This is a genomic window from Bordetella saccharivorans (genome assembly GCF_045862855.1).
Lineage (GTDB): Bacteria > Pseudomonadota > Gammaproteobacteria > Burkholderiales > Burkholderiaceae_B > Bordetella_A > Bordetella_A petrii_F.
On the sequence record NZ_BAAFZO010000001.1, the window covers coordinates 1,050,975 to 1,068,683 of the forward strand.

The 17,709-nt window shown below is 69.1% G+C and carries 20 protein-coding genes; 6 read left to right on the forward strand and 14 right to left on the reverse strand.

The window, feature by feature from the left end; all coding sequences use genetic code 11:
* Window position 1 precedes the first annotated feature (1 nt).
* Genes ACKTT0_RS04990 through ACKTT0_RS05000 form a run of 3 tightly spaced genes read left to right on the forward strand, consistent with a single transcriptional unit; the run spans window position 2 to window position 3,281 of the window.
* The gene (locus ACKTT0_RS04990; protein ID WP_407848630.1) at window positions 2-1,219 is read left to right on the forward strand and encodes a CaiB/BaiF CoA transferase family protein; all 1,218 of its coding nucleotides are present in this window, start codon (window positions 2-4) and stop codon (window positions 1,217-1,219) included.
* A 9-nt stretch (window positions 1,220-1,228) separates the two neighbouring features.
* On the forward strand, window positions 1,229-2,296 hold the full coding sequence (locus tag ACKTT0_RS04995; RefSeq protein WP_407848632.1) for a CaiB/BaiF CoA transferase family protein: 1,068 nt from the start codon (window positions 1,229-1,231) through the stop codon (window positions 2,294-2,296).
* Window positions 2,297-2,306: 10 nt separating this feature from the next.
* Window positions 2,307-3,281, forward strand: coding sequence for a tripartite tricarboxylate transporter substrate binding protein (locus ACKTT0_RS05000; RefSeq protein ID WP_407848634.1), 975 nt, complete (start codon window positions 2,307-2,309; stop codon window positions 3,279-3,281).
* A 12-nt stretch (window positions 3,282-3,293) separates the two neighbouring features.
* Here the strand turns inward: ACKTT0_RS05000 and ACKTT0_RS05005 are convergent, their stop codons facing one another.
* Complete coding sequence (locus tag ACKTT0_RS05005; protein WP_407848636.1) at window positions 3,294-4,268, reverse strand: AraC family transcriptional regulator; 975 nt, start codon at window positions 4,266-4,268, stop codon at window positions 3,294-3,296.
* Window positions 4,269-4,468: 200 nt separating this feature from the next.
* Between ACKTT0_RS05005 and ACKTT0_RS05010 the strand changes: the two genes are divergently transcribed.
* Window positions 4,469-5,203, forward strand: coding sequence for an SDR family oxidoreductase (locus ACKTT0_RS05010; RefSeq protein WP_407848638.1), 735 nt, complete (start codon window positions 4,469-4,471; stop codon window positions 5,201-5,203).
* 29 nt (window positions 5,204-5,232) lie between these two features.
* Window positions 5,233-5,691, forward strand: coding sequence for a carboxymuconolactone decarboxylase family protein (locus ACKTT0_RS05015; RefSeq protein WP_407848640.1), 459 nt, complete (start codon window positions 5,233-5,235; stop codon window positions 5,689-5,691).
* A gap of 18 nt (window positions 5,692-5,709) precedes the next feature.
* Here the strand turns inward: ACKTT0_RS05015 and ACKTT0_RS05020 are convergent, their stop codons facing one another.
* From ACKTT0_RS05020 to ACKTT0_RS05050, 7 genes are read right to left on the reverse strand one after another with little or no spacing between them, the layout of a single operon-like run.
* Window positions 5,710-6,471, reverse strand: a complete 762-nt coding sequence (locus tag ACKTT0_RS05020) for a maleate cis-trans isomerase family protein (RefSeq protein ID WP_028352825.1) — start codon at window positions 6,469-6,471, stop codon at window positions 5,710-5,712.
* Between the two features lie 17 nt (window positions 6,472-6,488).
* A complete protein-coding gene (locus ACKTT0_RS05025) occupies window positions 6,489-7,463 on the reverse strand; it encodes a Bug family tripartite tricarboxylate transporter substrate binding protein (protein WP_407848642.1) in 975 nt (324 codons plus the stop codon).
* Between the two features lie 24 nt (window positions 7,464-7,487).
* Window positions 7,488-8,666, reverse strand: coding sequence for an FAD-dependent monooxygenase (locus ACKTT0_RS05030; RefSeq protein ID WP_407848644.1), 1,179 nt, complete (start codon window positions 8,664-8,666; stop codon window positions 7,488-7,490).
* Window positions 8,663-9,139: an acyl-CoA thioesterase gene (locus tag ACKTT0_RS05035; RefSeq protein WP_028352827.1), complete on the reverse strand. Its 477-nt coding sequence runs from the start codon at window positions 9,137-9,139 to the stop codon at window positions 8,663-8,665. The genes ACKTT0_RS05030 and ACKTT0_RS05035 overlap by 4 nt, the downstream gene beginning before the upstream one ends.
* A complete protein-coding gene (locus ACKTT0_RS05040; RefSeq protein WP_407848646.1) occupies window positions 9,126-10,814 on the reverse strand; it encodes an AMP-binding protein in 1,689 nt (562 codons plus the stop codon). The genes ACKTT0_RS05035 and ACKTT0_RS05040 overlap by 14 nt, the downstream gene beginning before the upstream one ends.
* Before the next feature lie 24 nt (window positions 10,815-10,838).
* A complete protein-coding gene (locus tag ACKTT0_RS05045; protein ID WP_407848648.1) occupies window positions 10,839-11,735 on the reverse strand; it encodes a VOC family protein in 897 nt (298 codons plus the stop codon).
* A gap of 23 nt (window positions 11,736-11,758) precedes the next feature.
* The gene (locus tag ACKTT0_RS05050; RefSeq protein WP_407848650.1) at window positions 11,759-13,018 is read right to left on the reverse strand and encodes an alpha/beta fold hydrolase; all 1,260 of its coding nucleotides are present in this window, start codon (window positions 13,016-13,018) and stop codon (window positions 11,759-11,761) included.
* 142 nt (window positions 13,019-13,160) lie between these two features.
* Here ACKTT0_RS05050 and ACKTT0_RS05055 point away from each other — a divergent pair, with 142 nt between their 5' ends.
* Entirely contained in the window at window positions 13,161-13,865 is a 705-nt protein-coding gene (locus tag ACKTT0_RS05055; RefSeq protein ID WP_028352831.1) for a TetR/AcrR family transcriptional regulator, read from the forward strand.
* 9 nt (window positions 13,866-13,874) lie between these two features.
* On the opposite strand, the gene ACKTT0_RS05060 is transcribed toward ACKTT0_RS05055, so the two are convergent.
* From ACKTT0_RS05060 to ACKTT0_RS05085, 6 genes are all read right to left on the reverse strand, one after another.
* Window positions 13,875-14,480, reverse strand: coding sequence for an ATP-dependent Clp protease proteolytic subunit (locus tag ACKTT0_RS05060; protein WP_028352832.1), 606 nt, complete (start codon window positions 14,478-14,480; stop codon window positions 13,875-13,877).
* A gap of 42 nt (window positions 14,481-14,522) precedes the next feature.
* Complete coding sequence (locus ACKTT0_RS05065; RefSeq protein WP_407848653.1) at window positions 14,523-14,870, reverse strand: SRPBCC family protein; 348 nt, start codon at window positions 14,868-14,870, stop codon at window positions 14,523-14,525.
* Entirely contained in the window at window positions 14,867-15,181 is a 315-nt protein-coding gene (locus ACKTT0_RS05070) for an ArsR/SmtB family transcription factor (protein ID WP_407848655.1), read from the reverse strand. Before ACKTT0_RS05070 ends, ACKTT0_RS05065 begins: the two co-directional genes overlap by 4 nt.
* A 123-nt stretch (window positions 15,182-15,304) precedes the next feature.
* Window positions 15,305-16,270 carry a Bug family tripartite tricarboxylate transporter substrate binding protein gene (locus ACKTT0_RS05075; RefSeq protein ID WP_407848657.1) on the reverse strand — a complete coding sequence of 322 codons (966 nt, stop codon included), beginning with the start codon at window positions 16,268-16,270 and terminating at the stop codon, window positions 15,305-15,307.
* A 33-nt stretch (window positions 16,271-16,303) separates the two neighbouring features.
* Window positions 16,304-17,095: an alpha/beta fold hydrolase gene (locus tag ACKTT0_RS05080; RefSeq protein WP_407848659.1), complete on the reverse strand. Its 792-nt coding sequence runs from the start codon at window positions 17,093-17,095 to the stop codon at window positions 16,304-16,306.
* A complete protein-coding gene (locus tag ACKTT0_RS05085) occupies window positions 17,092-17,688 on the reverse strand; it encodes an amino acid synthesis family protein (protein WP_407848661.1) in 597 nt (198 codons plus the stop codon). Before ACKTT0_RS05085 ends, ACKTT0_RS05080 begins: the two co-directional genes overlap by 4 nt.
* Between the last annotated feature and the right edge of the window lie 21 nt (window positions 17,689-17,709).

Sequence of the window (17,709 nt, forward strand, 5' to 3'; positions counted from 1 at the left end):
CATGTCTGATGCACAAGGGCCGGCGAAAAGCGGGCCGCTGACCGCCCTGCGCGTGCTCGACCTGGGCACCATGGTGGCCGGGCCGGTGGCTGCCACGCTGATGGGCGACTTCGGCGCCGACGTGATCAAGATCGAGCAGCCCGGCGTGGGCGACACCATCCGCGGGCTGGGGCCGTTCGTGAACGAGGAAGGCCTGTGGTGGACGGTGGAAGGCCGCAACAAGCGCTCCATCACTCTCGACCTGCGCCAGGCAGCCGGGCAGGACCTGCTCAAGCGCCTGGTGGCGGGCGCCGACGTGCTGGTGGAGAACTTCCGTCCCGGCACGCTGGAGCGCTGGGGCCTGGACTACGACGCGCTGGCCCGGGTGAATCCGGGGCTGGTGATGCTGAGCGTTTCGGGCTTCGGCCAGACCGGCCCGAACGCGCAACGCGCGGGCTACGACCGCATCGCCCTGGCCTTCAGCGGCGTGATGGACATGACCGGTTTTCCCGACCGCCCGCCGGTGCGCGTGGGCGTCTCGGTGGCCGACTACAGCACCGCCACCATGGGCGCCTTCGCCGTGATGATGGCGCTGTACCACCGCGACACCGGAGGCGGCCGTGGCCAGCACATCGACCTGGCCCTGTATGAGTCGATGTTCCGCTTCACCGACTCAATGTGCGCCGCCTACGACCGACTCGGCATGGTGCGCAAGCGCACCGGCAATGTGCACCAGGCCGCCGCCCCGGGCAAGACCTTCCCCACCCGCGACGGCCGCTACATCATCCTGACGATCTCGGGCGATACGCTGTTCCGGCGCCTGATGCAGGCCATCGACCGCCCCGACCTGGGCGAGGATCCCGGCCTGGCCACGCATGAACAGCGCTGGCGCCGCATCGAAGAACTGAACCAGGTAGTGGAAGACTGGATCGCTGCGCGGCCGGTCGACGCGGTCGGCCAGGCGCTCGACCGCCATGGCATCCCGTTCTCGCTGGTGCTGTCGGTGGAAGACATTTTCCGCGACCCCCACTACGCGGCGCGTGGCAACCTGGTCACCACCCAGCACCCGCGCATGGGCCCGGTCACCATGCAGGGCATCGTGCCGCGCCTGTCCGGTACGCCGGGCGAGATAGCCTGCGCCGCGCCGTCGCTGGGCCAGCACAACGCCGAAGTCTATGGCGGGCTGCTCGGGCTGGATGACGCCGCCCTGGCCGCCCTGCAAGAGCGCGCCGTGATCTGAGGGAAGACCATGCGCATACTCGATGGACTCAAAGTGCTGGAAGTCGCCTCGCTGGGACCCGTTCCCTGGAGCGGCATGCTGTTGGCAGACATGGGCGCGTCGCTGATACGCGTGGACCGCCCCGGCAGCGATCCGGACGATACCAAGCGTGATCCGGTGCGGCGCGGCCGCCGCGCCGTGTGCCTGGACCTCAAGTCGCCGCAGGGACAGGCGGGTTTCCTGGCGCTCGCCGCGCGCGCCGACGTGCTCATGGAGGGCATGCGGCCCGGCGTCATGGAAAGGCTGGGCATCGGGCCCGGCCCGTGCCTGCAGGCCAATCCGCGCCTGGTCTATGCCCGCATGACCGGCTGGGGCCAGGCCGGCCCCCTGGCGCTGCGCGCCGGCCACGATATCAACTACATCGCCGCCACCGGCGCCCTGCATGCGATCGGCACCGCGCAGTCGCCAGTCGTGCCGCTCAACCTGGTGGCCGACTATGGCGGCGGCGGCGCCTTCCTGGTGATGGGCATCCTGGCATCGGTGCTGCAGGCTCGGCAATCCGGCCAAGGCCGCGTGCTGGACATCGCGATGATCGACGGGGTGGCCAGCCTCATGACCGCCGCGTACGGCCGCCTGGCGAACGGCACGTGGCAGGACCGGCGCGCCGCCAATGCCCTGGACGGCGGCGCACCCTGGTACGCCGTGTACGAAACGCGCGACGGCAAGCACGTGGCGGTGGGCGCCGTCGAACCGCAGTTCTACCAGGAACTGCTCGAGAAACTCGCGCTTGCGCACCTGCCCGACCGCTCCGATGCCGCGCATTGGCCCGCCATCCGCGCGGCCTTGGCGCAGGCTTTCGCCAGCCGCACCCGCGACGAATGGGCCGGTTACTTCGCCGACAGCGATGCCTGCGTGACGCCTGTGCTCTCGCTGCGCGAGGCCCCCGATCATCCCCACAATCGCGCGCGCGGCCTGTTCGCTTCCTGGCAGGGCGCGCCCACGCCGGCTCCCGCGCCGCGCACCGGCGACCTGCCGGCCGCCCTCTCGCCCCCCTCCCATACGGTGCCGCTCGAGCAGGCCCTGGCAACCTGGAAATGAAGGAGACAGCATGAAAGCGCCCCCCTTTGCCGCAGTACTGCTGTACGCCCTGGCCCTGTGCGCGCCCGCCCCCGCCATGGCCGCCGATGCCTTTCCGGCCAAGCCGATCAAGTTCGTCATTCCCTACCCGCCCGGCGGCACCTCCGACACCTTGGGCCGGGTGGTCGCCGACGGCATGGCCAGGCGGCTGGGCCAGAGCGTCATCGTCGAAAACCGCCCCGGATCCGGTACGGTCATCGGCGCCGACCATCTCGCCAAGAGCGCGCCGGACGGCTATACCGTGCTGCTGACCAGCCCGGGCGTGGCCATCAACGCCGCCCTGCGCACCGACCTGCCGTACGACACCCGGCGCGACATCGAGCACATCTCCACCGTCGCCCAACTGCCCATGGCGATTTTCGCGTCCGCGGGCAGCCGCTACGGCACGGTGGACGACATCGTCGCGGCCGCCCGCAAGGCGCCCCGGGAGATCTCCTACGGCACGGCGGGCACCGGCTCCACCGGCCACCTCACCATGACCTTGATGGAACACCTGGCGGGTGTCGAACTGCTGCACGTGCCGTTCCAGGGGTCCGCGCCGTCCGTCAACGCAGCGGCCGGCAACCACGTCATGATGGCCGTCGACACGGTCTACCTCGGCAAGCCCATGGTCGATGCCGGCAAGCTGAAAGCCATCGTGGTGTTCGACGAACAACGCTCGCCGCTCCTGCCCGATACCCCCACGGCGCAGGAAAGCGGGCTGCCGAAACTCGTATCGACCGCCTGGTACGCCATCGCCGTCAAGCGCGGCACTCCCGCGGCCATCAGCCAGAAAATCAATGCGGCCATCAATGCCACGCTGGCCGAACCCAAGGTCGCACGGACATTTGACGAAATGGGGCTGCAGATCATCGCGGATAGCCCGTCCCAGGCCGAAGCGCATTTTGCGGCCGAGCTCGAGAAAATGCAGGATGCCGTGAAGCTGTCGGGCGTTTCCGCGCCCTAGTCGCGGCGACCGTCACATGCGCGCGGCCTCGCCTGGCAGCCCGCGCGCATGCACCCCGGCCGCCACCACCGGCGACGCCAGCGACAACAATGCCTTCAGGTGCCGCGCCTCGTCGGTCGGGCTGCGCCCGAACAGGCGCTTGAATTCGCGGCTGAACTGCGAAGGGCTCTCGTAGCCTACCTGTTCACAGGCGCTGGCCGCGTTCATCCCCTGGCGGATCATCATCAGCCGCGCCTGGTGCAGGCGGATCGCCTTGATGTACTGGATGGGCGACGTCGCCGTCACCGCCTTGAAATGCACATGGAACGCCGGCACGCTCAGGTTCGCCTCGCTGGCCAGCGTGGCCACGTCCAGCCCACGGTCGTATTGCGTGTGAATGCGCCGCAACACCTTGGCAATGCGGCCGAAGCTGCCGCCCTGCTGCAGCGCCGCGCGCAGGCCGCCGCCCTGGTCGCCCGTCAGCACCCGGTAGGTGATCTCCCGGTAGATCGACGGCCCCAGCAGGCGCGCCTCGACGGGCGAGCGCAGCGCCTCCAGCATGCGCAGCGCCGCGTCCTCCAGCTTGTCGTCCATCCGCGTCGCATACATGGTCACGGGCCTGGCTTTCGTGCCGGATGCCGCCTCGTCCACCTCCATCACCAACTCGGCCGTCATGGCGGGGTCGATGCGCAGCGCCAGTCCCAGCAAGGGCTCGGCCGGGCTGGCTTCGGTCTCGATGCTGAAAGGCAGCGGCACCGACAGCACCAGGTAATGCTGCGCGTCGTAGACATACATGGCGCCGCCATGAAAGCCGCGCTTGCGGCCCTGCACCACGATGACGATGCTGGGTTCGTAAAGCGCCTGGGTGCATGAGAGCGGGTGGTTCGAGCGCATGAAGGTCACGCCGTCCAGCAGCGACTGGGTGTAGCCCTCGGCGGGCGCAAGATCCCCCAGCAGCGCGATCATTCGCGCCTGGCGCGGCGAGTGGACTGGAGCGGCATGGGCCATGGGCGGCATTCCCGGGATCAGTAGCTATAGGCCAGGAGCATAGCAATCCGGCCGCCGTTTTGGGAGGCGGCCAATAGTTTTGGGCAAGCATCCAATAAGAACAGGCCTTAACGGCGGTGGCGCCTCTCCTTAGCATGACTGCCATGACGCAAGGCCGCTGGCATGCCGCCCCGGCAACCGTCCCACCAGGAGAACCCGCAATGTCCCAAGCCACCGAAGCAAAAGTCATCCTCGTCACCGGCGCCAGCAGCGGCATCGGCGAAGCCACCGTCAAGCTGCTGGCCCGCCAGGGCCATCGACTGGTGATCGGCGCGCGCCGCACCGAGCGGCTGGCGGCGCTGGCCGAAACGCTGCGCGCGGCGGGCGGCCAGGTCGAGTACCGTGCCCTCGACGTCACGCAGCGCGCCGACGTGCAGGCCTTCGCCGATTTCGCGCTGCAGCTCCACGGCCGCATCGACGTGATCATCAACAACGCCGGGGTCATGCCGCTGTCGCCCATGGCCTCGCTGAAAGTCGACGAATGGGACCGCATGATAGACGTCAACATCCGTGGCGTGCTGCATGGCGTGGCCGCCGTGCTGCCCGCCATGCAGCGCCAGGGCGGCGGACAGATCATCAATATTTCCTCGATCGGCGGCCTCTACGTGGTGCCGACGGCGGCCGTGTACTGCGCCACCAAATACGCGGTACGCGCCATTTCCGACGGGCTGCGCCAGGAAAACGACAAGCTGCGCGTGACCTGCGTCTACCCCGGGGTGGTCGAATCGGAGCTGGCGGACACCATCACCGATCCGGCCGCCGCCCGCGCCATGGAAACCTACCGGCAGATCGCCCTGAAGCCCGAGGCTATCGCCACGGCCATCGCGCACGTCATCGCCCAGCCCGCCGATGTGGACACGAGCGAGATCGTCGTGCGCCCGACCGCCAGCCAGTAATGACTTTCCGCCATCCACAAGGAGCTGCGATGAACCGCCTGCATTCCGCCCTGGCCTGCCTGCTGCTGGCCGCCGCCATCCCGTCCCCGTCACATGCCTCCAGCACCGAAGCGCGCATCCAGCGCGGCGCCGAAGTTATCCGCGAACTCAACAACGGCAAGGCACAGCCGACACTGGAAACCATGCGGCGCGAGTTCCCGTTCCTGGCGGAGGCCACCGAAGCCTATGCGCTGGGCGACGTGTGGAGCCGTCCGGGGCTGGACAATCGCACCCGCCAGCTTGCCGCGGTGGCGGTGATGGCCGCGCTTGGCGAGACCGCCATGATGCGGGTACACGCCGGCTACGCGCTGAACATCGGCGTGTCCGAGGACGAGTTGAAGGAGGCCATCTACCTGATCACGGTGCCGGTGGGATTCCCCCGCGCCATCGCGGCGTCGCAGGCACTGGCGCAACTGTTCCAGCAGCGGCGCGCCGCCGCGGGCGGCTGACCGCCCCTCCGCCCGCGCTCAGGCCGGCACGGCGCGCGGGGCCAGCAGCGCCCCCGCGCCCGGCACGACCGGCTCCAGCCCCAGGTGGTCCAGCATGCGCCACACCGTGCAGACCGCGGTCGACACGACCGGCACGTCCATCCGGTCCTGCACCGCCTGGATGGCGGGCAGCGACGGCATTTGCACGCAGGCCGACAGCACCACGGCATCGACGCCGCGGGTATCAAGGGACTTCACATCCTCCACCAGTTGCATCGGGTCGCGCCGGCCGACCTCCAGGTTGTCGGCAATCTCGAAGCACTTGGCGTCCGCCACCTCGATGCCTTCGTGCTCGATGTAGGCCACCACCTGGTCGGTCAGCGGCCGCATATAGGGCGCCATCAGCGAGATCCGGCGCGCGCCGAGGCGGCGCAGGCCGTCGATGAGCGCGCCCGCCGACGTCATGACGGGCGCCTGGCAAAGGTTGGCGCGCGCCACCTCGCTCAGCTCGCGCTCCGTCTGGCGGTGGTATCCCGGCCCCATGGCCATGATGGCCACCAGGCAGGCGGTGCTGATCACGTCCATGCGCGCGTCCGCCAGTTCGGCGGCGCAGCGCAGTCCCTCCCGGTTCATCGCCTCCAGCTCGGCGCGCGTCACTTTGTGCATGCGCATGCGACTGCTGTGGAAGGTGAAGCGCTCCGGCCGAATCGCCTCGCGGGCGCGCAGCATGGCCGGAATCTCCGTCTCCATGGTGATGTTCGAACTGGGCACGATCTGGCCGATGCGATAGACGCGGCTCATGGCGGTTCCTTTGCGGTTCATTCCAGGGAAATACTGGCCTGCTTGACGATTCCGGCGAAGCGCGCCGAATCCTCCTCCTGCGCGCGCGCCACGGCGGCGGCGTCGGCGGCCCAGGCGTCGAAGCCGAAGGTCTCGAAACGCTGCCGCACGGACGGCGCCGCCAGCGCGGCCGTGATGTCGGCGTTCAGGCGCTTGACCACTTCCGGCGGCGTGCCCTTCGGCGCGAAAGCGGCCACCCAGGTCTTCAGCTCGAAGCCGGCCGGCCCGCCCGCCTGCGCGACCGTGGGCACATCGGGGTACAGCGCCAGGCGCCCGGGGGCCGCCAGCGCCAGCAGCTTCACCCGCCCCGCCTGATACAGGTTCTGCACCGTGGCGGCTGTGCCGAACGCCCAGTCGACCTCGCCGCTGGCGACGGCGGTATACAGCTGCGGCAGCTCCTTGAAAGGCACGTGGGTCATGGAAGTCCCGGTATCCCGCTGGAACATGGTGGCGCCCACATGGGCCACGCTGCCCATGCCCCAAGTGCCGTAGGTCTGCCGCCCGGGGTCGCGGCGCGCGGCCTCGACCAGGTCGCCGACATCGCGCCACGGCGAATCGGCGGCCACCACAATGAAGAAATGGGTGGTATAGATGGGCGCCACCGCGATGAAGTCGCGCGAGGGGTCGAACGGCATCTTGCTGTACAGGTGCGGCTGCAGCGTCATGTGCGTGTTGTCCACCACCGCCACCGAATAGCCGTCGGGCGCCGACCGCTTGACCTCGCCGATGGCCAGCCAGCCGTTGGCGCCCGGCTTGTTCTCGACAATAAAGGGCTGGCGCCACGCCGCCGCCAATTGCTCGCCGATCATGCGGGTGACGGCGTCGGGGCCGCTGCCCACCGAGTACGGCAGCACGGCGCGCACGCTGCGGGCCGGGAAGTCGCTCGCCTGCGCGTGCGCCGCGCCGGCCAGGACGCCCAGGGCGAGCGTCGCCAGGATCAGGGTCTTTTTCATGTCTCCTCCATGCCTCATGGCTGGTTATCGGACGCTGTGTGCGTCTGCTTGTGCAACGGCCTCGCCGGACCGCTCCGGGTGCCGCGCCTCGTAGGCCGCGGTGAAGCCCGGATCGCGCTGGCGCAGGTCGTCGTGGCTGACCTGGCCGGTGCGCCGCATGTAGTCGTAGGCGAACGACACCGGGTCCAGGTGCATCTTGTCGGCGACGTTCTCATACCAATCCAGGCTGCGCGCCGCCGCGGCCTGGAAGCTGGCCGACGCCGGGCGGCGCCCCGCCTCGAACAGCGCGAAGGCGGCCGCCACGTCGTCGGGGTGCCGCGCCAGTCCCTGATGCAGGGCAATCGCATCCTGCATGGCCATGCGCGTGCCCGAGCCGAGCGAAAAGTGCACGGTGCGCAGGGCGTCGCCCAGCAGGACGATGTTGCGGTGCGACCAGACCTCGTTGCGCACGATGTTCGCCTCGAACCACAACGACCGGTTCGTCAGCAGCTCATGGGCGCCCAGGTCGGCCCGGAACACATCGGCACAGTAGCGGCGACTGGCCTCCTCGTCGGCCTCGTCCAGGCCGGCGCGGCGCCAGGTATCCGGGTCCACCTCCACCAGGAAGGTGCTCAACTCGGGGCTGTACTGATAGCTGTGCGCGATGAAGATGCCGTGCGGCGTTTCGCGGAAGATCAGCGACACCGGATGGAAGCGCTGACGCGTGCCGTACCAGGCGAACTTGTTGCGGCGCCGCTCGAAGCTCGGGCGGAAGTGGTCGGCGAACTGCTTGCGCACCGCGCTGTTGCTGCCGTCGGCGGCGACCACCATGTCCACTTCGCCGGCCAGCCGCTCTACGTCCTCGATGCGGCGATCGTGGGCGATGCGCACGCCCGCGCGCAGGCACGCCTGCTCCAGCACTTCCAGCATGTCCAGGCGGGCGGTGCGCGAGAAATGGTTGCCCTGCACCTGCACCCGCGTGCCCCGGTGGACGATTTCCATATAGTCGCAGCGCTCGTGATGGGCCACGAATGTCTGGAAAAACTCCGGGTCCGCCTCGCGCAGGAACGCCAGCCCGATATCCGAGAACACCACGCCCCAGCCGTAAGTGGCCCCGCGCGGGTTCTGCTCGTAGACCTGAATGTCGTGGCGCGGGTTGTGCTTCTTGGCCAGCAACGCGAAGTACAGGCCGGCCGGGCCGGCCCCGATGACGGCGATATTCATTGCATCGAACTCCTGGACAATGCCGCCTGCCCGCAGGCGGCCTGGTAGGCAAGCAGCGCGTCGCGCATGACAGGCGGCACCGGGATCGCCCGGCGTTCGCCGCGCGCCACGCAGATGGGCGTCAGCCGCGCGTCGAACGCCGGCTCGCCGCGCACGCTGCCGGCGATATGCAGCGTGTACGTCCGCTGGCCGATGTGCTCGACCGCGACGCTCATGTCGAACTCCTCGTCGGGCCACAGCGAGGCGCGGAAATCGAACGCCAGCGCCCGCGTCGGCGTGCCGAAGCCGTGCTCGTCCTTCAGCCGCTGCGGCGTGCCGCCCAGCAGCCGGCCATAGAAGAGCTCCGCGGCCGATATGACGTACTCGCCGAACATCACCGTGTAGACCACGCCGGCCGGATCGCAATCGCCCCACTTGACCCGGCGCCGGATCACGAACGGCGTTTCGCTGATGACATGCTCAGTGCTGATCATGATCGGCTCCCGCGGCCGCCCGGGCCTCCTGGTTGAGCATCTCGGCGATCATGGCGCGCAGCGCCGCCTTGTCGAGCTTGCCGACCTTGGTGACCGGGAACGCCTCGATGACCTCCACGCGCTCCGGGCACTTGTACTTGGCCAGCCCCTGGCCCACCAGGAACGCCAGCAACTCCTGCACGGACGGCGCCGCGCGGCCCGGCCGCGGGATGACGAACACACAGCCCTTCTCGCCATAGAACGGGTCGGGCATCGCCACCAGCCGCGCCTCGGCGATTGCCGGATGCGCGCTGACCAGCGCCTCCACCTCTTCACAGCCGATCTTCTCGCCGCCGCGGTTGATGTTGTCGCGCAGCCGGCCTTCGAAGGTGTAATAGACCTCGCCCTGGTATTCGTGGGCGGTCATCATGTCGCCGGTGCGGTAGAAGCCGTCCGAGGTATAGGCCTCGGCGTTGGCGGCCGGCGCGTCGAAGAATCCCGGCAGGGTCGCCGGCCCGCGAAAACACAGCTCGCCCATCTGCCCCGGCGCCACCGGCTCTTCGGTGCCGGGCGCCAGCAGGCGGATCTCGTCCTGGGCGCACCCCGAACGGCCCTGGGTGCGGTGCCGCACGTACGCCGGCGCCTCGGCCGGCGACCCCAGCAGCAAGCCTTCCGTGATGCCGAACAGGTTGGAGCACGGCACCCGCAGATGCGCTTCCAGCCGGTCGGCCGCGCTCATGGTGGTGAACAGCCGCAGCGAGGACAAATCATGGCGCGCCAGGTCGGAATACGCCATCAGCTGCGGCGCGATGGGGCCGATCGAGATCGCCCGGGTCACCCGCTGCTGCTCGATCAGCTCCAGCATGCGCGGGACGTCGACCTTGGGCATGAACACCGCGGACAGCCCCATCAGGACGACCGGCATCAGCACGTAGACTTGCGCGGCGTTGTGCAGCAGCGGCAGCGCCCAGATGATGCGGTCATCCTCGCGCAGCTCGTAGCGGTCGGCGCACGCCCTGGCATGCGCCAGGTATTCGGCGTGAAACCGGGGGATGATCTTGGGCACGCCGGTGGTGCCGCCGGACAACTGGAACGCCAGCACGTCTTCGCAGCCCGGCCCCGCCTGGGCGAGCCGCTGGCGCGCCCGGTCCAGCGGCATCGCGTCGATGAGCGCCTGCATGGCGCGGCCGGCTGGCGCCCCGCCGCGCGCCACCACCAGGTGCGCCAGCCGCTCGTGCCCGGCCATCATGCGGGCCGCGAAGCCTACCAGGTCGAAGGCGTTGAAATCGGCCTGCACGAAATAGCCGCGCGCGCCCGACTGGCGCGCCAGCTGGCCGATTTCCAGTTCGCGGTGCTGTGGCAGCGAACACACCGGCACGATGCCCGCCTTGTAGCACGCCAGCAGCGCGACGGCCGTCTCCAGCGTGGTGCCCATCTGGAAGATCGCCCGGTCGCCCGGGGCCAGGCCCATCTCCAGCAGGGCGGCCGCCAGCCGCTCGGTCTGCTCGTCCAGTTCCGCGAAGCTGGCGCTGCCTTCGTCGGTGATGATGGCCTGCCGCGCGCCGCAGCGCCGCGCCGTGGCGCGCAAGGCCTCCCCCACCGTCAGGCGCTGCCACGCGCCGCTGGCGAAATAGCCCCGCGCGCGCTGTTCCGGGTGGTAGACCACGCCCTCTATGGGGTTGCGTATGTCCCGCATGTCTCTCTCCTCCATGCCCCGGACTCAGCCGGCCGCGGGCACGATGCGCACGCGGTCGCGATCCAGCACATCGATGGCGCCGCGGACGCCGCCGGTGAACAGCCCATACCAGACGGCGGGCTTGAGCCCCAGGGCCTTGCGGCGGAACTCCAGCGGGCCGTCGGCCTGGATGCAATCGAAATGCTCGCCCGCCACCACCGCGCAGTCGCCGCGCTGCGCCGCGTCGCGGACCAGCGGCGCGAACTCCGCCACGCGCGGCACGAAGATGCGCACGCCCGCGGCCGTCCCGTCCGGACGCGGCAGCCGCGTCTCCAGCAACGCCGCCTTGCGCGACCAGATCTCGTCGATCTGCCGGATGCGGCCGCCCGCGGCGAGCGCCTCGTCTTCCGCCTGGATGGCGGCCCGCAGGGTCAGGTCCGCATCCAGCGCATCGATTTCGCCCAGCGGCCGCAGCTTGCGCGTGAACTCCACGAAATAGCCATTGGGATCGCGCACATAGATCGACTCGATCACCTCGTGGCGCGTCTCCACCGACACGTCCAGCCCCGCGTCCTCCAGCCGCTTCTTCCAGGCCTTCAGTTCGTCCTCGTCGCGCACCAGCCAGGCGGTATGCGTCGCGTCGGCAACATGGTCCTCGGGCAAGGGCCGCATGCGGCTGCGCCCCTGCATGGCCGTGGGCTCTTCCGAACCCAGGTAGTAGAAGAAGGCGATGGTGCTGCCGTTACCGCTGTCAAAAAAGAAATGCAGGAAATCGGGATGTGTTTCCGGACCCCAGCCGCGCGCCGAAATAACGTGCACCAGGGGCAGCCCCAGCACATCGCGGTAGAAGCTCACCGTTTCGCGCAGGCGCCAGGTCGGCCGCGCGGTGTGGTCGACCCCGTGCAGCCGGAGCGCGCCCGGGGCGTTGTGTAGCGTCGTCATGCGGAATCTCCGTCAGCCGTGAATCAAAGGAAGCGCTGGCGCAGCCAGGCGGCCAGTTCGCGCCCGGCGCGGTAGCGCCCGGGCTCTTCGCCTTCCTGCAGCGCGCGGCCGTGATGGTCGCCGCGGATGCGCAGGTGCTGCTTGTCGCGCGCCGCGATGGCGTCGTAGATGGCGCGCACATCGGCGGGGAAGCAGGCCTGGTCGCCGGTGTACTCGATGACCAGCGCCGGCTGGACGATGGCCGGCGCGGTGCGCGCCAGGCTGGCGTTCGACGCCAAGCCGGACCAGGTCGACAGCCAGCTCTCCGGCGTGCAGAAGCGCGCGAACCCCACCGCGCCGTAGTTCGAGGCGTACGGATCCCGGCCCCACAGCGACCCGGGATGGCGGTCGGACGGGTCCAGGCTCAGGTCCAGGCAGCGCAGGTCCGCATCGGTGCGCCAGATGGTGAGCACCGGGGTATGCGCGGCCTGGCGGCGCCGCGCCGCCGAGGTGTCGGCGCCGCTCTTGACCTGCTCGCGCGCGCCCAGCCGGGCTGCGATCAGCTCGCGCGCCCGCGCGTCCAGCCGCGCCACGCGCGCCTGCTGGCCGGCGCGATAGCGCGTCACGAAGTCCGGCGCGTAGCGCGCCTGTCCGCCCGGCCGATAGCCGTTGGCGGCATCCAGCGGGTCGAGTTCCGGGATCACCGACAAGGCGTCGCCCTCGTCCGCGACGGACGGGTCGATGCAATTCATCAGCAGCGCGCCCTGCCCCGGATGCGGCCCCACCAGCACGACGCCCTGGACCTGCGGCATGTCCAGCTCGCCCAGCCCGGTACGCTTGCCGCCCGGCGTGCGCGCGATGCGCCGCGCGCCGGGCAGCGCCGCCTGCTGCGCGTACAGCCCGTACAGTCCCGCTCCGCCCGAGTTGCCCAGCAGGACGATATTGCCGAACCCCTGCTCGCGCAGGAACGCCATGCCCGCCGTGACGTCGTGCAGCGCGATCTCGTGTTCCAGGCGCAGGTCGTTGCCGACCGAGCGGGCGCCCTGCGACCAGGCTGCGCAGCCGGCCGCCACGATGTCCGGAATCAGGTAATGGCACGCCATGAACTCGCGCGGGTGCATCACGCACACCACCGTGTCCGGCCGCTTGCCGGCCGGCAAGTACAGCGAGCCGGAAGTCGCGGCGTCATCGGCGGTGCGCAGCACCACGTTGCGGGTCGAGGTGCCCGCCGGCAGGTCACGGGGGTTCCAGTCGGTGTTCAGGAACCCCGCGGTAACCAGGCCTGAAGAATTGCCCGTTGCCACATTTCTCTCCTTTCCTGCGCTGCATCGCAGTGTGTTTTGTCGAATTAGACAAATTTTTGACTCTTACGTCAATTAAAGTTAATTAATTGACGAATCCGTCAATTCGCGGAAAATAATGGGGCAACCCGAGGACACCGCAACCGTGAACGACGTTTCGACCAAGGCCACCCTGAAAGGAGAGGCGCTGCGCAGCGCCATACTGGATGTGGCGGCCACCCTTTTCATCGAGCGGGGCACCGGCGGCACCAGCATGCAGGACATCGCCGAAGCGCTGGGGCTGAGCCGCACCGCGGTCTACTACTACTTCAAGAACAAGGAAGCCATCCAGCGCTCGCTGACCGAAGAGGTGCTCAGCGCCGCCCGCAAGCTGGCCGGCGACACCGTCGCCCGCGACGACCTGGATCCGGTGACGGCGCTGCGCGCCCTGGTCACCCAGCACGCCGAGCTGATCCTGTCGCGCCCGGCCGAATTCCGGGTGGCCGACCGCACCGAGGCCGACATGACGCCCAAGCAGCGCGCCTCGGTGCAAAGCGCGCGCCGCAATGTGCTGGACAACTTCAGCAGCGTCATCGAACGCGGCATCCGGGAAGGCCAGTTCCGCATGGTCGACCCGCACGTCGCGGCCTTCAGCCTGATCGGCATGTGCAACTGGTCGGCCTGGTGGTACAAGCCCAATGGCCGGCTCAGCCGCGCCGAGGTCGCCGGGATCATGGCCGACATGGCCGTCAATTCCCTGCTGCGCGACGCGGCCCGCCGGCCGCAGGCGCCCGACGTGCGGGAATCGCTGCGCCTGGTTCGCGAGGACCTAGCCTACCTGGAAAAACTGATCTTGCCCGACGCCAAGTAGCCCCGGGCTTCAGCCGCCGGCCACCCGCTTGTCGAGGATGCGGTCGATCAGCCCCCACGCCAGCGCTTCTTCCGCGCTCATGAACCGATCGCGGTCCAGCGTACGCTCGACCTCTTCGAGCGTGCGCCCGCAGTGCTCGGCATACAAGCGGATGACGCGCTGCTTGGTGCGCTGCATTTCCTCGGCCTGGATGAGGATATCCGACGCCTGCCCCTGCACGCCGCCCAGCGGCTGGTGCACATGCAGGCTGGCATTGGGCAGCGCCATGCGGTGCCCCGGCTCGCCCGCCATCAGCAGGAACGACCCCATCGAGCGCGCCGTGCCCATGCACAGCGTATGCACCGGCGACTGGATGAAGCGCATCGTGTCGTAGATGGCCAGGCCGCTGGTGATCACGCCGCCGGGCGAATTGATGTAGAGGTGGATCGGCTTGCCCGGATGCTCCGCCTCCAGGAACAGCAACTGTGCGCACACCAGCGCCGCCACCGCGTCATTGACTTCGCCGTTCAAGAAGACGATGCGCTCGCGCAGCAGCCGCGAGTAAATGTCGAATGACCTTTCCCCGCGGCCGGACTGCTCCACCACCATGGGGACGAACTGCATCGATTCGCGCATGGGCGAACTCCCTTTCCTGCGTTGACGAGTGTGCGACGGGCTTCAGGCGGCCAGCATGTACGGACCGCTGTCGTTCGCGGCCGGACGCGCCGGCAGGCGCGCATCCGCCAGGGCGTGGATGATGCGCAGCACGGTACCGCCCGCCTGGTCCGGCCTGACCTGGAACGTCACCACGCTTTGCAAGTGCGGCGGCTCGACATCCCGCAGCCGGTAGCGGATTTCCTCTTCTCGTACCGACGATACCGGCTCGGCCTGCGCCAGGTCGCCCGCCGGCAGCCATTGTTCGCGGAATTCGGGGATGCTGATGGCGCGCCAGACCTGCCCGGGCGGTGCATCCAGCGTGTATTCGAACACCAGCTCGGCCGGCGCCTCGGTTGCTTGTTCGTTCATTGGTCCATGTCCTTCAGCAGCGCCTTCAGCTTGTCCACCCGCGCCGGCCAGTAGGCGCGGTACTTGGACAGCCAGCGGGCAATCAGCAGCACGCCGGCGGGATCCACCTGGTAGTTGACGAAGCGGCCCTGCCGTTCCTCGCGCACCAGCCCGGCCTTGCGCAGCACGGCAAGATGCTGCGACATGGCGGACTGGCTGATCGTCATCCCCTCGCGCAGGGCGGTGGCGTTCATGCCGCCGGCCGCCAGCTTGTCGAAGATCGCGCGGCGGGTCGGGTCGGACAATGCCTTGAAGATGTCGTTCTCGAGCATGCCGACACATTAGCAGACACTTATTTAATTAGCAAGCGGCGCCATGCGGCGCGGCGCCGGCGCGAGAACGCCTCAAAACAATGGCGAGTCGCGCAAGCGGAGCGGGCCTGCCACGGCCTCCCCTCAGGCCGCCTCGATCCTGAGCCGGCCCGATCGCACCAACTCGGATACCGCCGCCACCTCGGCAACCAGGCTGCGCCGCAGGTCGTCCGGCGTGCCGCCAACGGGCACGAACCCTTGCTCCACCAGCTTGTCGCGCACGCCTGCATCGGTCAGCGCCTGGTTGATGGCGCGATTCAAGCCTGCCACCGCCTCGCCGGACGTGCCTGCAGCGACGTACGTGCCGAAAGCGATCTCGGCCTCGAAGCCCGCGAAGCCTGCCTCGGCCATGGTGGGCACATCCGGCAGGCGTTCCAGCCGCTGGTCGCTGGTCACCGCCAGCGCCCGCAGGCGCCCGGATTTCACATGCTGCTCCGCCGCCGCGACGGTGGCAAACACCACCTGGATTTGCCCGCCCAGCAGATCGGTCATCATTGGTCCCGTGCCGCGATACGGCACATGCAGCATGTCAATGCCTGCCTGGATGCGGAACCGTTCGGTCGCCAGGTGCTGCGGCGTGGCGTTGCCCGGCGACCCGAACGCCAAGTCCCCGGGCGATCGCCCGGCCAGCCGCACCAGTTCCCGCAACGTGCCGGCGGGCACGCCGGGGTTGACCGCTACCAGGTATGGAGAACGCGCGATCATGCAAACCGGCGCCAGTTCGTCATCGATACGCGACAACGGCTGGCTGTAGTAGCGCACCGACGGCACCAGCCCGGAGAACAACAGGGTGTTGCCGTCCCGAGCCGACTTGGCGACGTACTCCGCGCCCACGATGCCGCTGGCGCCCGGCTTGTTTTCCACGACCACTGAGCGCCCAAGCTGCTGCTCCAGGCGGAAGCCCAGCGCGCGCCCCAGCACATCGGTGCCTCCGCCCGGCGGAAATGGCACGATGACATGCAAAGGCCTTCCCGGCGCCGCCCGCCCCACGCCCAGGCCGGCCGACGAACCCAGCGCCAGCAGCGCCGCGAGTATTTGTCTACGCCCCATGATTGGTCTCCTCTCGTCTTGTCGCGGGACGGGTCACGCCATTGGCGCACCAGCGTCTCCGCCCAGGAATGCCCGCAGCGCCGCGGCCACCCGGGGCGCTGCCTCCACCGGCAGCATGTGCCTCTGCTCCGCCACCACATCCAGCACCGCATGCGGGACCGCCGCCGCCAGTTCGGCCGCCATGCGCGGCGTCGAACCGGGGTCGAGCGCGCCCGTCATCACCAAGGTGGGGCATTCGATGCGCGGCGCGGACTCCGGCAATGCTTCATCGCCTGCCGCGAACAGGCGATAGGCGGCCAGAAAATCCGCCTGCCGATTGGCCAGCAGCCGCCGCCGGAAGGCGGTCACGCGTTCGGGGCACGCGCGCCGGAATGCCGGCGAGAACCAGCGGTCAATGGAAATCTGCGCCGTCGCCGCGCGCTCGCCTGCTTCGGCCTGGCGCAGACGTGCCTGCACCGCCTGGCGTTCCGCCCCGTCTCGCCGGAACACCGTACTCATCAATACCAGCCGGCTCAACTTGCCGGGATACTGCGCCGCAAAGCGCCCGGCCACCAGCCCGCCCATCGAATAACCCACCACGCAAGGCCGCTGCAGCCCCTGGCTGTCGATCACGGCGGCCAATTGCCTGACGTAGGCATCCAGGTCGGGCCGGCCACCCGCCAGCGGTGTCGCGCCGTGCCCCAGCATGTCGTAGCGCACCACTTCGCAAGTGCCCGTCAGGGCCTGGGCCAGTTCGTCCCACATGCCCAGGTCCAGCCCCACTCCGTGGATCAACACCAGCGGAACACCCGACCCGCCGCGCACCACGCGCGTCGCCTGCGTCATGCCTGCCCGCCAGGCTGCGTGCCCAGTTCCCGCATGTCCTGGTAGCGGTCGCCAATGCGATGATGCGGCCGTCCGCCCACGCTGGCGCCCAGCGCCACCACGATCTCGCCGGCGGCCGGGGCATCGGGGATAGTGGTCTGGACAGTGAGGTAGTGCGAACGCATGCCCTCATCGTTCTTGTGCATCATCGGCACCACGATCGGGCAGCCCATGGGCCCGCGTGAATTGGTAAAACTCAGGTAGCTGGTGCCTGCCACGGCATCTCGATACTTGTTGCCGAAGCGCAGCGTGTGGATCAGCGCCGAGGCATGCTCCACTTCGCCATCGGCCCCCACGACCGCGGCCTTGCCGTATCCCTCCACCCGCTCGCCCGAGCCGGCGTGACGCAGGACTTCCCGCACCAGCAGGTCGCCCAGCGGCGGCGCGATGCGCAGGATGCCGGGCCGCAGGTCCTCCGTGAAGGGCACGCCCGCCCAGGGGTTCCTGACCACGGCGGCGCACAGGATCATCAGCAATGGCCGGGCCGCCGCCTTGCCGCCCTCGATGCGCGTTTCCTCTATATAGGAAACGACTTTGCGTACCTCCAACGTCATGTGGCCTCCTTGATTGACAGA

Coding starts and splice junctions, on each gene's coding strand:
- ACKTT0_RS04990 (WP_407848630.1), top strand. CDS start 2: ATGTCTGATGCACAAGGGCCGGCGAAAAGCGGGCCGCTGACCGCCCTG.
- ACKTT0_RS04995 (WP_407848632.1), top strand. CDS start 1,229: ATGCGCATACTCGATGGACTCAAAGTGCTGGAAGTCGCCTCGCTGGGA.
- ACKTT0_RS05000 (WP_407848634.1), top strand. CDS start 2,307: ATGAAAGCGCCCCCCTTTGCCGCAGTACTGCTGTACGCCCTGGCCCTG.
- ACKTT0_RS05005 (WP_407848636.1), bottom strand. CDS start 4,268: ATGGCCCATGCCGCTCCAGTCCACTCGCCGCGCCAGGCGCGAATGATC.
- ACKTT0_RS05010 (WP_407848638.1), top strand. CDS start 4,469: ATGTCCCAAGCCACCGAAGCAAAAGTCATCCTCGTCACCGGCGCCAGC.
- ACKTT0_RS05015 (WP_407848640.1), top strand. CDS start 5,233: ATGAACCGCCTGCATTCCGCCCTGGCCTGCCTGCTGCTGGCCGCCGCC.
- ACKTT0_RS05020 (WP_028352825.1), bottom strand. CDS start 6,471: ATGAGCCGCGTCTATCGCATCGGCCAGATCGTGCCCAGTTCGAACATC.
- ACKTT0_RS05025 (WP_407848642.1), bottom strand. CDS start 7,463: ATGAAAAAGACCCTGATCCTGGCGACGCTCGCCCTGGGCGTCCTGGCC.
- ACKTT0_RS05030 (WP_407848644.1), bottom strand. CDS start 8,666: ATGAATATCGCCGTCATCGGGGCCGGCCCGGCCGGCCTGTACTTCGCG.
- ACKTT0_RS05035 (WP_028352827.1), bottom strand. CDS start 9,139: ATGATCAGCACTGAGCATGTCATCAGCGAAACGCCGTTCGTGATCCGG.
- ACKTT0_RS05040 (WP_407848646.1), bottom strand. CDS start 10,814: ATGCGGGACATACGCAACCCCATAGAGGGCGTGGTCTACCACCCGGAA.
- ACKTT0_RS05045 (WP_407848648.1), bottom strand. CDS start 11,735: ATGACGACGCTACACAACGCCCCGGGCGCGCTCCGGCTGCACGGGGTC.
- ACKTT0_RS05060 (WP_028352832.1), bottom strand. CDS start 14,480: ATGCGCGAATCGATGCAGTTCGTCCCCATGGTGGTGGAGCAGTCCGGC.
- ACKTT0_RS05065 (WP_407848653.1), bottom strand. CDS start 14,870: ATGAACGAACAAGCAACCGAGGCGCCGGCCGAGCTGGTGTTCGAATAC.
- ACKTT0_RS05070 (WP_407848655.1), bottom strand. CDS start 15,181: ATGCTCGAGAACGACATCTTCAAGGCATTGTCCGACCCGACCCGCCGC.
- ACKTT0_RS05075 (WP_407848657.1), bottom strand. CDS start 16,270: ATGGGGCGTAGACAAATACTCGCGGCGCTGCTGGCGCTGGGTTCGTCG.
- ACKTT0_RS05080 (WP_407848659.1), bottom strand. CDS start 17,095: ATGACGCAGGCGACGCGCGTGGTGCGCGGCGGGTCGGGTGTTCCGCTG.
- ACKTT0_RS05085 (WP_407848661.1), bottom strand. CDS start 17,688: ATGACGTTGGAGGTACGCAAAGTCGTTTCCTATATAGAGGAAACGCGC.